This is a genomic window from Robertmurraya korlensis (assembly GCF_023715225.1).
Lineage (GTDB): Bacteria > Bacillota > Bacilli > Bacillales > Cytobacillaceae > Robertmurraya_A.
Genome location: NZ_JAMBNS010000008.1, coordinates 86,391 through 101,939, shown reverse-complemented (window position 1 = coordinate 101,939; position 15,549 = coordinate 86,391). Strand labels below are relative to the sequence as shown.

Genomic DNA, 15,549 nt, shown 5'->3' with positions numbered 1-15,549 from the left:
ATGTTCAAAAAGTTTTTTATTTTCCTATTGCAAATGGAGCGAGTGTTGTTCTCGCTCCTGTTTTCCTTACCGCTCTTTCACTTTTGAGACTGCGATCCCTGTTTCAACCATATCTTCTTTTCCAGCTTTTTTCGCAAAAACCTTTGCTAAGTATAATCCATTTTCTGGTAGTTGTTCGACTGGAATGTCCATCTTCAGCATTCCTCTTCCCACATTCCTTTTCCAATCCAAGAATTTGACGAACCGGTACGTGTCTGGATCAAAAAGGGCAATACCAAATTCATCTGCTCCACCCGGCAAGTACACTTCGTAATGATACACCCCTTGTTTGTCCCCTGGACCAAATTCAAACCCCATTATACGCGGGTAATCCGGTTCTTCCAAAACATATAGGTAGGGAACACTCACCTTTTGAGAGTCAGCCATGACGCTCAAATGACCTTCATGTATCTTTTTCGTAAGTTCGTTGGGATCCACACTCATCGTAATGTTCACCGTCTTTTCTTTTCCCGCATCTACCGAAAAAGATTGCGGCAGCTCGAACTGTATTCCCTCCTTTTGATGTGGAACCTCGAATCGATAGGTCATGCGATGATCACTTACATTTTTAAAAGTAAGCTGCTGTGTATGCTCATGCTGCCTTTCTACTAACTTGAACTTCCCAAATTGTAAGGAAGCGGGCTTAACGAGTGTATCAGTTTGGATCGCTTCAAGAATTCTTATTCTTCCAGCACCTTGTTCATACGTTTTATAAGGAACCTTTTTTCCATCCACAATAGGAATAGCTGTATTCATGAGAGCAGCTTTGATATCTTCTGGCTCCCAATCAGGGTGAGCTTGCTTGATAAGAGCTGCTGCTCCTGCCACATGTGGAGCGGCCATACTTGTTCCTTGTAAAGCTAAGTAACCACCGGGTATCGTGCTCGTGATCGCTACTCCCGGTGCTACTACATCTGGCTTAATCTCCCATGTGGATGTAACAGGTCCTCTCGAACTAAAACTAGCCAGCAAATCCTTTTCTTCTATTATATCTGTTTTTGCAAGTATTTTTTGGGTAGCCATAGTGTCAACAATTTCTGAACCTACCTGTTTGGACATGGTCGCTACAGGTATATCGATCGGACGGTCTAAGTTTCCTACAAACTCCCCATTCATATTGTTAAAAATAATCACAGCGACGGCACCAGCCTCCTGTGCATACCAGGCTTTTTCTGAGAAAGTAAGTTCCCCCCGCTGAATCAGAGCGATTTTCCCTGCTACATCGGTGAGGTCTTCTTTTTTCCCAAGCTTCCCGTATACCACTTCATACGACCGATCAAGCTTCCAATCAATCGAGCCCTGCATCGGTTCGAGTCTTAATGTATCTTTTCTTCCATCGATCGTGAGATAAGGAACTTTTAAATTGGGTGTGGAAGCACCAACCGAGATCGCCTTTGACGCGGTACCAGGGGAACCAACCGTCCACATATTCGGTCCAGAGTTTCCAGACGAGGTCACAGCGACAATTCCGTTATCTACCGCTTTATTTAGAGCAAGCGATATCGGCAAATCAGGACCATTCACATTATTTCCCAGTGATAGATTGAGGACATCTACTTTATCTTTGATCGCTTTATCAATCGCAGCAAGGACTTGTTCTGTCGTTCCAGAGCCGCCCGGACCAAGCGCACGATAGGCTATAATTTTCGCGTCTGGAGCCACGCCTTGAATCTTTCCGTTTGCGGCAATAATGCCAGCTACATGTGTCCCATGCAAAGTGCTTTGGCCGTACATTCCCTGCGTTTCCATCGGATCTTCATCAATATCGACGAGATCATAGCCTCTTTTATAACTTCGTCTTAAGTCAGGATGATTGTAGTCAATGCCCGTATCAATGACCCCAACAGTGATCCCTTTTCCAGTAAGTCTTTGATTTTTCGGATCAAAATAGCCCCTAATCGTTTCTGCTCCGATGATCTCAGTATTCGTTTCCGATTGGACGCTATATGTACTAACCAGGGAAACCGACTCCACCTTGTTTGTTCGCGCTAGCTTATCTAATGATCTCTGGGTTCCTTTGACTGAAAACCCGTTTAGAGCCTCTGTAAAAATATGACGCAGCTCAAGATCTCTGTATGGTCCGATGATCTCTTGGATTTGCTGTTCATTTGCCTTTGTAGGCAATGTCACGATTGCCACTTTTTCCGTTTCTGGAGATTCTTCCGGAATGGGCGGGTGGATGAGTGTTTTTGCTAATGTGGTTGGAGTGCAAACAAATGCGAATACCACGGTCGTTAAAAGGGAGAAGATTCTACGTTTCACGCTTGTGAGCACCTCCGAAGTTTTTTACTATGTTTTGTCACTCGGTGGTGAGTTATGCGTATGGGGAATGAAAGAGGGTGCCTTTTTTGTGTCGGAGAATTTAAAAAAGCTAACCGCACCAGCGGTTAGCTCCAATCTTACTTCGTTCCAAACAAACGGTCACCAGCGTCACCTAGTCCAGGGACGATGTAGCCGTGGTCGTTTAATTTTTCGTCTAGTGCTGCGATGTAGATGTCTACATCCGGGTGTGCTTCTTTAAGTGCGTCCACACCTTCTGGAGCTGCGATTAAGCACATGAATTTAATATGCTTCGCGCCGCGCTTTTTCAACGAATGAATTGCTTCGATTGCTGAACCACCTGTTGCAAGCATTGGATCAACTACAATGAAGTCACGCTCTTCTACGTCACTTGGTAATTTTACATAGTACTCAACCGGCATTAATGTTTCTGGATCACGATACAGACCGATATGTCCAACTTTTGCTGCAGGAATAAGCTTTAAGATTCCATCTACCATTCCAATTCCCGCACGTAAAATAGGGACGATTCCTAGTTTCTTCCCAGATAACACATTTGATTTCATTGTGCTTACTGGTGTATCAATTTCGATTTCTTCTAAGGGCATGTCACGAGTAATTTCGAACGCCATTAATGTTGCTACTTCGTCTACTAGCTCACGGAAGTCCTTTGTTCCTGTATTTTTTTCGCGGATGTATGTAAGCTTATGCTGAATGAGGGGATGATCAAACACATATACCTTTGCCATCTAGCATCTCTCCTTTTCTAACTCGATTCATAAACACTTCGTCTAATTTTACAGAAAAAACTTCCCGTGGGCAACCTCGAACAGAAATTGGATGTAACAATTCTGAGACAAAACAAAAAGCCAGCCCAAAACATAAGGCTGACTAGCAAAAATTAGATTTGTCTTTCTGGATATAAAGTGAAACGGCTTGTTAATGCAGATACACGCTCACTTGCTTCTGCTAACTTCGCTTCATCTTCATGGTTTTTCAATGTAAAGCTAATGATACTTGCGATTTCTTTCATTTCAGCCGCACCGAATCCACGAGAAGTAACAGCTGCTGTACCGATACGAATTCCGCTTGTTACGAATGGGCTTGCTGTGTCAAATGGAATTGTGTTTTTGTTAACTGTGATTCCTACTTCATCAAGTACATGCTCAGCTACTTTACCCGTTAAACCTAAAGAACGAACATCAATTAATAGAAGGTGGTTGTCTGTTCCACCAGATACTAAGCTAATTCCTTCTTCTTGCAAGCTTTCCGCTAAAGTCTTCGCGTTAGCAATGATGTTTGCTGCATATTCTTTGAAGCTGTCTTGTAACGCTTCACCAAAAGCAACTGCCTTTGCAGCGATGACGTGCATTAATGGACCACCTTGAATTCCAGGGAAGATCGACTTGTCGATTTTCTTACCCCATTCTTCGCTAGTAAGGATCATTCCACCACGAGGACCACGTAATGTTTTATGTGTAGTTGTTGTGACGAAATCAGCGTAAGGAACTGGGTTTTGGTGAAGGCCAGCTGCTACTAAACCAGCGATATGTGCCATATCTACCATTAAGTAAGCGCCCACTTCATCAGCGATTTCTCTGAACTTTTTAAAATCAATTGCACGAGGGTAAGCACTCGCACCAGCAACGATCATTTTAGGTTTATGCTCTAAAGCTTTTTGGCGTACGATGTCATAGTCGATCATTTGCGTTTGCTCGTCTACTCCATACTCTACGAAGTTGTATTGAACACCACTGAAGTTAACCGGACTTCCATGTGTTAAGTGACCACCGTGAGATAGGTTCATCCCAAGAACAGTGTCACCTTGCTCAAGAGCCGTAAAGTAAACAGCCATATTGGCTTGAGCACCTGAGTGAGGTTGTACGTTTACATGCTCAGCACCGAAGATTGCTTTTGCGCGGTCACGAGCGATGTCTTCTACCACATCAACATGCTCACAACCACCGTAGTAACGCTTGCCTGGATAGCCTTCTGCATACTTGTTTGTTAAAACAGATCCTTGTGCTTCCATTACTGCTTCACTTACAAAGTTTTCTGATGCGATTAGTTCAATCTTCGTTCTTTGACGCCCTAATTCGTCTTGAATAGCTTGTAAAACTTGCGTATCTTGCTGTGCTAAATGCTTCATCGTAATCCCCCTTGTATGTTAAAAACTAATTTATATAGCAGTTTTGAAAATTCCTACTTCATCTTAACACAACCTTCATATGACAGGCACGAAAAAAATATTTTTGTAAGCGTTATTTTCGTCTTTTTCCAACATTTTTCGCTATTCGAAAGAAAAAAGCTTCTGCAAAATCTGCAAAAGCTTTATGAACAGGACTCATTACCCTTTGAATGTTCGTATATTGCTCGAGCCCCTCCAATTAACTTCGGACGGCTTCGAGCCAGCGTCACATGTGCACTGCCAAGCTCAGAAATCGATGCTCGAACCGGAACTGCTACATGCTTTATATGCATCCCAATAAAAGTATCTCCAATATCAATCCCTGCATCCGCTTGAATAAACTCAACGACTACCGGTTCAGAAAAATGATTATAAGCATATGTAGCCATCGCTCCACCAGCTTGTCTCACCGGAACAACAGACACTTCCTCCCAACCCTTTCGTTCAGCAGTCTCTCGTTCAACAACAAGGGCACGATTTAAATGCTCACAACACTGAAAAGCAAGGGCTACTCCTGTTTGTTGACTGAATTCACGAAGACTGGAATAAATTAGCTCAGCCACTTCATCGGTACCCGCTGTACCAATCTTCTTCCCAATTACCTCGCTCGTGCTACAGCCAATCACAAGAACACGCTTATCCGTTAACACTACTTGGTCCGAAAAATCTGATAAAATCGTTTGTAGCTGGTTTTTCCAAATGGACAAATCGCTTGTCATTTGTACCCCTCCATCGACTTACTTGCTTTTCTCGTAATCGCTTATTTTCCCAATTCTATTTGCATGTCTTCCGCCTTCAAATTCTGTTTCAAGCCAAGCAAGAGCAATCTCACGTGCCAGTCCAGGTCCGATAACTCTTTCTCCCATCGCTAGCATATTGCTGTCGTTATGCTGACGAGTTGCTTTCGCACTAAACACATCATGAACAAGGGCACAGCGAATGCCATTTACTTTGTTTGCAGCAATGCTCATTCCGATTCCTGTCCCACAAATCAAGATTCCGCGATCGTATTCCCCATTTGCCACCTTTTGCGCAACCGGCAAAGCAAAATCTGGATAATCGACTGATGTATCACATTCACAGCCAAAATCATCATACTGAATGCCAATTTCATCCATAAGACTTTTAATTTCTTCTCGAATATTAACGCCACCGTGATCAGATGCAATTGCTACCTTCATCGTTACGCCTCCCATTTATTAAAACTATCTTTATTTTGACATAAGCTTATATAAAGATAAAGCTTGTGATTCTAAAAAAATAAGACCCTGCATCCGTTTGCAAGGTCCATCTCTCTTACATCTTAAATCTAGTGATCGTTCCTTTAAGTTTAACCGCTTGATCATTCAACTCAAGAGCAAGGCGCTCAACGTTTTCGATTACCTCTGTTTGCTGTCCTACAGCTACCGCTACCTCTGTTGCTCCTGCTGATGTTTCTTCTGCTATTGCAGCCACTTCCTGTGATTGTGTGGCTGTATGCTGAATTCCATCCATTTGTCGGTCAACAAGAGTTGAAATCTTTTCTACTGATGACGCCATTTGAACGACTGTTCTTGTCATTTCTTCAATTGCTCGGTTAGTCGCATGGCCTTTTTCAGCTTGTCCAAGTGCGGTATCTACTTGATTCGTAATTTGGGATACTACATTCCGTACTTCGCTCTGTATATTTTGAATCAATTCAGAAATTCCTTGAACCGCTTTTGCACTCTCATCCGCAAGCTTACGAACTTCGTCTGCTACAACAGCAAACCCTTTTCCATGCTCACCCGCCCGAGCTGCTTCAATCGATGCGTTAAGCGCTAAAAGGTTAGTCTGGGCCGCTATAGCTCCAACCAATTGGATGATATGTTCCACTTGCGATGCATTTTCTTCTAGTTTTTTCACTGATACAAGTGACTGCTTATTATCTTCAGCAAGTGTTTGAATGCCTGATACTAATGAGAAAATCACCTTTTTAGACTGGTCAAGCTCCTCGACCATTTCATTGGAGATTTTTTTCGAGTTCTTTGCTGTTAATTGAACTTCTTCCGCAAGATGAGTGACTTCATCAATCGAACTGGCTGTGTTCTGCGTCGCAGCCGCTGAGCTTTCCGCTCCCAGCGATATTTCATTAACCGTTCGATCAATCATCGCTGCTCTTTCCGCCGCAACAGCACTTTCTTTTGAGATGGCAATAACCTTTTCATTCGTTTGCTTGAAGTTCTCATCAATGGTTTGGACCATATCACGTAGATTAAATAGCATATGATTAAACGCGACCCCTAGCGAGCGAATTTCGTCATCCGATTGGGATAACTCCACATCCTCACAAATGTCACCGTGCGCTGCTTTTAGTGTGACTCGCTCTAGCTTTTGAAGAGGCTTAATAATAAAACCAGCCGCTAAAAATGCTAGAATTCCGGACCAAATGATCCCTAATAAATAAGTGGCGATGGAAAAGCCCCCTTTATTCAATCCAATAAAGTCCTGAATGATCGGAAATAACACATCAATAAATAATGCACTCGTTGTATACGTAATCACTGCTAAAATGGTAGTAAATAATACAAGCTTTTTCCTAAGCCCAAACTTGAATGCCTTTTTCTCCCCCATAAAGCCTTCCCCCTGGTTGTGTTACGAAAATTTGTGTAAGCTTTTTTCAATTAATTGTTTCAGCTCTTCGAATGTTTGTTGATAAACAGACAGAGAACCACCATAAGGGTCACTAACATCCCCAAATCCACCAGCAAACTCTTTCAGTGTAAAGGTTTTCACTTGTGCTGACGGGAATGTGGCAACAATATTCGCTTTATGACCCGCCGTCATCGTTAAAATATACGTAGCCCACTCTACCTGCTGTTCCGTTAATAAAGAGGATTGATGGTCATGTTCAATCTGTTGCGTGTCTAGTACTTTTTTTGCATGCGCAGATGCATCGCTTCCATTCATAGCAAATACTCCGGAAGAACGAACTTCTACTTCGGGTATGTTTTTACTTTTTAAAATAGCCTCCGCCATTGGACTTCTGCATGTGTTTCCGGTACATACAAACAATACATTTATCATAATGATTCTCTCCTCCAACTATATTATATGACATTATTCCTCATTACTAAAGTCTGATTTCGTACAATCCTAGGTTAGAAATGTCGATTGGAACGCATTCTCTTCGCTGTTATTACTACCTTAATAAAGGCTTGTTCATGCATTCCATTCAACTATTATTTTTTCATAGAAAAAGGCATTTTCATTAAGAAAACACCTTTTTCATCATGTGTTCAATTGTATTAGAATGGTAGCAATAATTTAATCCCAAAGGCAAGCAAAATCGTGCCTCCTAATGCTTCACTATAGGTTCCAAGCCACCCTTGAACTTTACGTCCCACAAGTAGACCTAACCAAGTTAAAATAGTGGCACCAATTCCGAAGCAAGTCAGAACGAGAAATGTTTTGGCACCATATATACCTAGTGTCAAGCCGACCGAAAAGCTATCAAGACTCACACTAAGGGCAAATACAAGTAATCCAAAACCTACCGGAGTGATAAAGGAACTATCATCCTCCCTAAAGCAAGACCAAAGCATTTGCAAACCTAATACAATCAAAAGGCCTCCGCCGCAATAAGCAGCAAATGCACCAAACTGCTCGGACAAAAATCTTCCTGCAATCATCCCTAATAAAGGCATCCAAATATGAAATAACCCGATGGTGATTCCAATTTTTAAAATTTGCCGAAGCCCTAGTCTGAACATTCCCATTCCCAAGCCCACTGAAAATGCATCCATTCCTAGTGCAAATGCCATTATCATTAGTGTGATTAATTCTCCAACCATTGATGACATACTTTCGCCCCCTTGGACTTGCTAATTCAGCATATGCACGTCCAAAAGGGTTTAGAATGAGAAAATCATTCAAAACTTCTTATTCAATGATCTGGTTGCCCGCCGCCTTCATTAGCCGGTTCATAATCGCTTCTCCCACACCCGTAGAAGGGAAAATTTCACTAAAAATAATATCTACCTCTCTTTGGTCGAACGATCGTAACACATCGTATAAAGAGCTTGCCACAGAAGCCAGATTTTCTCTTGTTCCGCAGAAAATCACTTCATCTGCTTGGTAAAAGCCGTCATTCTCTGTGGTCGTTAACACTCCAACCTTTCGACCTTCACGTCTTTCTTTTTCAATCAGTTGCTGAAGCTTATCTCGGTCTCCTTTTACTAAAAAAAGAGGGGATTTTGGTGCATAATGTCGATACTTCATGCCAGGTGATTTTGGTGCCTCATTCTGATCCTTAAGAGCGGGATCCACTCGAACCTCACCAACTACTCGCTCAAGCTCGTCCCTGGTCACTCCACCCGGCCGTAAAATAATCGGAATTTCCTCTGTGCAATCAATGACGGTTGATTCCACTCCAACTCCTGTTGCCCCACCGTCGACAATGCCCGTGATTTTTCCATTCAGATCCTCTAGCACATGAGATGCTCTTGTCGGACTTGGTTTTCCTGAACTGTTCGCGCTTGGTGCTGCGATCGGAACTCCCGCTTCTTTAATCACTGCTAAAGCCACGGGATGATTCGGCATTCTTACTGCGACTGTGGATAACCCTGCTGTTGCTAGTTGGGACAATTCAGAGCTCTTTTTTTCAAAAATGATTGTAAGAGGGCCAGGCCAAAACTCGTTCATTAGCTTGTTAGCCTTTTCCGGTATGTGAGTAATAAATTCATTTAGTTGGTCCCTGTCAGCAATGTGAATAATCAGTGGATTATCGCTCGGGCGACCCTTTGCTTCATATATTTTGTGAATAGCTGTATCCGAATGTGCATTGCCACCGAGTCCATATACCGTCTCAGTTGGAAATGCGACCACTTCATTTTCTCTTAAAAGTGTTGCAGCCTGTGCAATTTGTGGATAGTTTTTTGGATTATCCACATTTTTATCCACTGACCATAGCTTTGTTTGTATGTTTTCCACCTTGAGTATTTCTCCCTATTTTTCTTGTAATACGTAAGAAAGTATAAAAGAAGATGGTGTATAACTCAAGTTTTATCCACAAATTGTGTACAACATTTGCTATTTTGTGGGTAACTTTGTGGATTAATCCAGTTTCAACTCCATAAACAAGGAGTTATCCACAGTTAAGATATGTTGCACATGAGCGGACTCGAATATTTTTTCGTGTAGCGCTTTCTTTTCTACCTGTTGAAAACCCATCATCTCGAAAAATTGGACAGATCCCTTTTTGTTTGTGGCTAAATATAATGATTGCATCTGTTTTTCCTTTGCTAATAATAGCATTTGTTCAAAAATTAACAACAATTCCTTTTCACTTGCACGCGAAGTGATAGCTAAAGATCGTAATAAGCCGACAGGTCCATGTGGTTCGATTCCAAGGGTCGCTTGAATATTTCCAGCTTCGTCTTCTAATAGAAGAAAATAATCCACAGCTTCTTCTACTCCATCCGTCCCCAGGTTTGCCTTTTTTAAAAAGTTTACTAGTTTCCTTACATCCTCTACTTGTGCACAACGAACCATTGTTTCCACCCAAATCACCTCTATTTTTTTCTTGTTACTCTATGAATATGAAAAGGTAGAGAAAGTAGAACTAGATTTGTGGATATTTTTTTGCACATAGATATTGATTGCAACGTCGGGTGGAATCCATGCCTTTCGCTGGTATTCCTTCGTAATAAAGGCTCGGTCATGAATTCCATCCGACAATTTGTTTTAAACCATAGAAAAAGATGCAACCACTATAGTTGCATCTGACTTCTTATGAAAAAATCTTATCCCAAAGCTCTACAAGGAAAAACTTCACTTCAACTTCTTGTTCATCCCTCTTTTCCTCTACGAACACTGGCTCTTTATCTGATTGAACTTGAACTTTAACTTTTTCTTCTTCTACTTTTGCTTCTTTCTCTTCTTGCTCGTCGACCCCTTCTTTTACAGCTACGGAATTAGAGAAGTCTAGGAAACATAATGGTGGAAATAGCACGCACCACCAGTTTGCTCCTTCTCCTGCTCCCAACGTAATCAACACTGCTTCATACTCACCTGCTGGATACAAGAACTCACCATATAGCTTGGTTGGAAATTCTACTTTTCCGAAATCTGTTTTTACGCTTTGGTTGGATCCATTCTTTTCTAGTACTTCTTCTGCAATTGCCTTGATTTCTGGTAAGCGAGATTGAATTAAGTCGCGGGCTGCTTCTACGGAAGTTAACTCTGCTACCCATTCAGTGATCGCTGCGTTTACTTCATCTCGAACTTCGCGCTTGAGTTCTTGGTCTACTTCTAAATCACTGTTTGCTAGAATTCGCAAGCGAATGGCCTCGTTTGGGATGACAATCGCATCGTTGGCTGTGACTTCATTTTTTGGTATGTATAAACTTAGTAATGTTCCTATGGATAATATGATTATATATAATTTCGCAAGTGTTTTTGTTTTCATTTACTAGCACCATCCCTTCACTATCAATAGTGTGGACAAATGGTGTTCATCTTAAACTAGTAAATTTAAAAAAATAATAGAAAAGCAGTCTGGTTAGATTTGCGCTACGGCTGGACGCTTTCCGCGGGCGGGGCCGAGCCGCTTCCCTCGCTTCGCTCAGTCCAGGGTCTCGACTATCCCGCTTTTCCCGCAGGAGTCGCCAGCCTCCGCTCCAATCAACTTAATAGGGTTCTTTTTTCATAGAAAAAAACTCAACAGATGCCATTCAACACCTGCTGAGTCATTTTCAAAATCAAAACCCTACTTCCGCGAAAACCATTCGGTCTTTGCCGTTGATGTCATATACGACCTCGACCAAGGCATTTGGGAATGTTTGTTGGAGCATTCGACTGACGGATTCTGATTGTCCGGCTCCGATTTCAAATCCGACTATTGCTTTGTTTTTTACAACTTGGGGAAGTTCGTTCATGAAGCGACGATACAGGTCCAACCCGTCTTCTCCTGCAAAAAGTGCTCGATGTGGTTCGTGCTTTGTCACGACTATCGACATCTCCTTCTCATCTCCAAGTGGAATATAAGGAGGATTAGAGAGAATCACATCAAACTTCGTACCAGACTTTATAAAGGGAAAGAGCAGGTCTCCTTGTAAAAATTCAACCTTCGCTCCAAGCTCCATCGCATTTTTCCTTGCTACCGCCAGCGAAGCCTCAGCAATGTCCGTTGCTGTCACCTGTAAATTGGGACGTTCAAGCTTCATTGTTATTGCGATCGCTCCGCTTCCTGTTCCGATATCAACAAGCGAAACCGACTCCTCTCCGAATAACCTTTTGATACGCTCCAATGAACCATACACCAGCTCTTCGGTTTCCGGTCTTGGAATCAGCACCTCTTGATTAACGGAAAAGCGACGACCGTAAAACTCTTCATAACCGATCATGTATTGAACAGGAATTCCTTCGCCATGCTTTTCTATTGATTCAACAAACTGCTTCCATACTGCTTCTTCGACCACATCATGCAAACTCGCCAACAGGCTTGACCGTGACATATTCATATAATGCCGAAGCAATAATTCCCCCGCATTTTCGTCGCGCCCATGCTCTTTTAAAAAAGAAGAAGCCCAAGCGAGGGCTTCGAACACTTTTTTACTCATTAGATGCTTCTTCTAGCTTTCTTGATTGTTCTTCCACAATTAACGCTTCAAGCACTTCATCAAGCTTTCCTTGTAAAATTTGATCAAGCTTTTGAATCGTTAACCCGATGCGGTGGTCAGTCACACGGTTTTGCGGGAAGTTATACGTACGGATACGCTCAGAACGGTCACCTGTTCCAACCGCTGATTTACGAACTTGGTCGTACTCTGCTTGTGCTTCACGTTGAAATTTATCGTACACGCGGGCACGAAGTACCTTCATCGCTTTTTCCTTGTTTTTAATCTGTGACTTCTCGTCCTGACACGAAACGACAACACCTGTAGGAATATGCGTTAAACGAACGGCTGACATCGTTGTATTAACGGACTGTCCACCTGCACCACTTGATGCGAAGGTATCTGTACGAATATCTTTGTCATGAATCTCAACTTCAAGTTCTTCTGCTTCTGGTAAAACCGCAACCGTTGCTGTTGATGTATGAATACGTCCGCCTGATTCTGTTTCCGGAACACGCTGTACGCGGTGAGCTCCGTTTTCGAACTTTAGCTTCGAGTAAGCACTAGTACCATTAATCATAAAAATGATTTCTTTATAACCGCCAACGCCCGTAGTGTTAGCATCCATCACTTCCGTTTTCCAACCTTGCGATTCCGCATATCTAGAATACATGCGATACAGATCCCCTGCGAATAATGCTGCTTCATCTCCACCAGCAGCCCCACGGATTTCCATAATAACGTTTTTGTCATCGTTCGGATCTTTTGGAATCAACAAGATACGCAGACGAGCTTGAAGCTCTTCCATACGGTCTTCTAATTCACTAAGCTCTTCTTTTACCATTTCACGCATCTCTGCATCGAGCTTTTCTTCAAGCATGGCTTTTGCGTCTTGAAGCTGCTCTTTTACATCTTTATACTCACGATACGCTTCGACAGTTGCAGATAAATCTGACTGCTCCTTCGAGTACTCACGTAATTTTTTAGAATCATTCACGATCTCTGGGTCACTTAAAAGCTCGTTCAGCCTTTCATAGCGATCCTCTACTGATTGAAGACGATCAAACAAAGTCCTTCACCTCTTATATTAGTCACGCGTGGTTACACGCTAGTTATTCCGAATCTAAAAGCTACATCTATAAGTGCTTAACATTTCTATTATAGTATAGGTGAAACACCTCGTCAAAACCATCCTATCCATAGAAAAATAACATGCCCTTTGGGACATGTTATGAACGGTCTTCTTTGACCTGTACTTCGATTTCATAGCGAGGAACTGCCTTCACCAGCTTCTTGTGTAATCTTGCTTCTGCGTCCACTCGTTCCTGACGTGACATCTGCCCTTTTTTATAAGCCGTCACCCACAGACGATTTCCATTCACCCAAATCGATCCTGCTTCGAACTCATTGGTAGCATTCACCGTTTCCCTCGCTTTATCAATATATCCATCGTAATCAACCCGGCCACCATCTGTATTTAAAAAATTGGGATTTTGATCGCCTCGTTGCCACCCTCTTGACTGAGTATTATCTTGCCCAGTATCTTTATTAGCCACAAACGACCTTCCTGCACGATCCTCCTGCTGATCAGACAAGCCCTTCGGATTATTATTACAAGCCGCTAAAACCAAAACCGTCAAAAGTATAAAAAGCCACCTTTTCACTGTCAACACCTCCTATGGATAGTGTTGCAAATATTGGTGAAAATACTCTCGCTAATTATTTCCGGTTGTTTCTTTTACCGTTTTAATAAAATTTGGGGTCAATTGGGGTCATGGAGAATGTTCCTCGGTTACCGTTGCTACCTCATTTGTTCTCTAATGAGCTCTGAATTGGCTTCTCTCTTACCATTTCAGTGCCCATCTCCCCCCAAATGGGCACTGAAACCACTTCTCTCTTCCCATCACAACCTCATCTTGCCTCCAAAGGGCACTGAAACCGCTCCTCTCTTACCATTTCAACCCCTTCTCCCCTCCAACGAGCACTGAAACCGCTCCTCTCTTACCATTTCAACCCCTTCTCCCCTCCAACGGGCACTGAAACCGCTCCTCTCTTACCATTTCAACCTCATCTCCCCTCCAACGGGCACTGATAACTAAAAAATCCACCCTGCACATAGGGTGGATACAATCATTATAGTTTCGACTGTGTAAAATCCGCACGTTCGATTACGTTTGGTGATTTTGGTACTTCGTGGTGGTGGCGACAGCGCGGTTCGTATGCTTCTGAGGCACCTACCAGGATAATCGGGTCATCGTAAGAGGCTGGCTCTCCGTTAATCAGTCTTTGCGTTCGACTAGCAGGTGATCCGCAAACCGCACATACTGCTTGCAGCTTTGTTACTAGCTCTGCGATAGCCATTAAAGCTGGCATGACGGTAAATGGCTCGCCACGGAAGTCTTGATCCAAGCCTGCAGCCACCACTCGATGGCCACTATCAGCTAAGTGCTGAATCACTTTTACTACCTCGTCATCGAAAAATTGCACTTCATCAATGGCAATCAAATCGATTTCAGGATCAATATGCTGAAAAATCTCTGTGGAATGTGCGATTGGACGCGCAATAAACGATGTACCATTGTGAGAGACAACAGCTTCATCGCTGTATCTATTATCAATTTTCGGCTTAAAAACGGCAATGTTTTGTTTGGCAAACTGGGCTCTTCTTACGCGGCGAATCAATTCTTCTGACTTTCCAGAGAACATACTGCCACAAATCACTTCTACCCAACCATGGTGCTTCATTACATACATAAACGGCCTCTCCTTCCGCTTCGCTCTCTATTTTAAAGTAGACAGTTTTTGTGTAATTTATCCTTACACTGTCTAACTATGTACGTTCATTTTCATAATGGCTGTTTTCACATAGATGGCTGTTAAAATCCTAAAGCCGATTTTAACGCGAAAACAAACTATTTTGTGCTTGAGATTAAGAATACAAGCTCTTTTCTTACAATTCGAGTCCATTTTGCTACGAATCTTAGCTCAATCAAGCATTTTCCATCTCCAAAAGTAATGAAGTTTAGAAAAGAGCCTCATAAAAAAACAGGCAAGGTCTGAAATCTTCTTGCCTGTCTTCTGTATAATTCAATTCCAACTCAAGAGTTGGTAGTTGTCCAGCTTCAGCGCCTAGGGGCTCGAGTCATAAGCCATCCCCCTCCAGAAATCAGGATTTCTTGCGGTGGCCGTCTTATGCTGGTCGCCCCAAAGCAAGGCGCTTACGCATTTCGTTATTAGTTTGTAGCTTTGATTCCGTATTTCTTGTTGAAACGGTCAACACGTCCGCCTGCTTCAGCAAACTTTTGACGTCCTGTGTAGAATGGATGACATTCTGAGCAAGTTTCGATACGTAGTTCTTTCTTCACTGAACCAGTTTCGAATGTGTTGCCACATGCACAAGATACCGTTACTTTTTTATAGTTAGGATGAATTCCTTCTCTCATTACCTTTCATCTCCTTTTGCCC

General features: G+C 42.5%; 16 protein-coding genes. All 16 read right to left on the bottom strand.

Translation table 11 applies throughout. The features are described 5' to 3' along the window. Positions 1–66: 66 nt before the first annotated feature. Positions 67–2,301: a S8 family serine peptidase gene (locus M3175_RS15260; RefSeq protein ID WP_371321701.1), complete on the bottom strand. Its 2,235-nt coding sequence runs from the start codon at positions 2,299–2,301 to the stop codon at positions 67–69. 137 nt (positions 2,302–2,438) lie between these two features. Continuing rightward, positions 2,439–3,068 (bottom strand): uracil phosphoribosyltransferase, encoded by a 630-nt coding sequence (gene upp, locus M3175_RS15255; protein WP_251520562.1) that lies wholly within the window; start codon positions 3,066–3,068, stop codon positions 2,439–2,441. Positions 3,069–3,220: 152 nt separating this feature from the next. Further along, a complete protein-coding gene (gene glyA, locus M3175_RS15250; RefSeq protein ID WP_251520559.1) occupies positions 3,221–4,468 on the bottom strand; it encodes a serine hydroxymethyltransferase in 1,248 nt (415 codons plus the stop codon). 182 nt (positions 4,469–4,650) lie between these two features. Continuing rightward, positions 4,651–5,226 (bottom strand): TIGR01440 family protein, encoded by a 576-nt coding sequence (locus M3175_RS15245; protein WP_251520556.1) that lies wholly within the window; start codon positions 5,224–5,226, stop codon positions 4,651–4,653. Positions 5,227–5,244: 18 nt separating this feature from the next. Then, entirely contained in the window at positions 5,245–5,688 is a 444-nt protein-coding gene (gene rpiB, locus M3175_RS15240; protein WP_251520554.1) for a ribose 5-phosphate isomerase B, read from the bottom strand. A gap of 115 nt (positions 5,689–5,803) precedes the next feature. After that, positions 5,804–7,099: a methyl-accepting chemotaxis protein gene (locus M3175_RS15235; protein ID WP_251520552.1), complete on the bottom strand. Its 1,296-nt coding sequence runs from the start codon at positions 7,097–7,099 to the stop codon at positions 5,804–5,806. A gap of 21 nt (positions 7,100–7,120) precedes the next feature. Beyond that, positions 7,121–7,552, bottom strand: a complete 432-nt coding sequence (locus M3175_RS15230) for a low molecular weight protein arginine phosphatase (protein WP_251520550.1) — start codon at positions 7,550–7,552, stop codon at positions 7,121–7,123. A gap of 221 nt (positions 7,553–7,773) precedes the next feature. Beyond that, a complete protein-coding gene (locus tag M3175_RS15225) occupies positions 7,774–8,328 on the bottom strand; it encodes a manganese efflux pump MntP (protein WP_251520548.1) in 555 nt (184 codons plus the stop codon). A 79-nt stretch (positions 8,329–8,407) separates the two neighbouring features. Beyond that, on the bottom strand, positions 8,408–9,448 hold the full coding sequence (locus M3175_RS15220; protein WP_251520980.1) for an L-threonylcarbamoyladenylate synthase: 1,041 nt from the start codon (positions 9,446–9,448) through the stop codon (positions 8,408–8,410). 132 nt (positions 9,449–9,580) lie between these two features. After that, positions 9,581–10,018, bottom strand: a complete 438-nt coding sequence (locus M3175_RS15215) for a GNAT family N-acetyltransferase (RefSeq protein ID WP_251520977.1) — start codon at positions 10,016–10,018, stop codon at positions 9,581–9,583. Positions 10,019–10,256: 238 nt separating this feature from the next. Further along, positions 10,257–10,934 carry a stage II sporulation protein R gene (gene spoIIR, locus M3175_RS15210; protein WP_251520546.1) on the bottom strand — a complete coding sequence of 226 codons (678 nt, stop codon included), beginning with the start codon at positions 10,932–10,934 and terminating at the stop codon, positions 10,257–10,259. Between the two features lie 292 nt (positions 10,935–11,226). Continuing rightward, positions 11,227–12,087 carry a peptide chain release factor N(5)-glutamine methyltransferase gene (gene prmC / locus M3175_RS15205; RefSeq protein ID WP_251520543.1) on the bottom strand — a complete coding sequence of 287 codons (861 nt, stop codon included), beginning with the start codon at positions 12,085–12,087 and terminating at the stop codon, positions 11,227–11,229. Next, on the bottom strand, positions 12,080–13,153 hold the full coding sequence (gene prfA, locus M3175_RS15200; protein WP_251520541.1) for a peptide chain release factor 1: 1,074 nt from the start codon (positions 13,151–13,153) through the stop codon (positions 12,080–12,082). The genes prmC and prfA overlap by 8 nt, the downstream gene beginning before the upstream one ends. A 160-nt stretch (positions 13,154–13,313) precedes the next feature. Then, on the bottom strand, positions 13,314–13,748 hold the full coding sequence (locus M3175_RS15195; RefSeq protein WP_251520539.1) for a fimbrillin family protein: 435 nt from the start codon (positions 13,746–13,748) through the stop codon (positions 13,314–13,316). A 469-nt stretch (positions 13,749–14,217) separates the two neighbouring features. Continuing rightward, entirely contained in the window at positions 14,218–14,838 is a 621-nt protein-coding gene (locus M3175_RS15190; RefSeq protein ID WP_251520537.1) for a thymidine kinase, read from the bottom strand. A gap of 479 nt (positions 14,839–15,317) precedes the next feature. Then, positions 15,318–15,527, bottom strand: a complete 210-nt coding sequence (gene rpmE, locus M3175_RS15185) for a 50S ribosomal protein L31 (protein ID WP_119710269.1) — start codon at positions 15,525–15,527, stop codon at positions 15,318–15,320. Between the last annotated feature and the right edge of the window lie 22 nt (positions 15,528–15,549).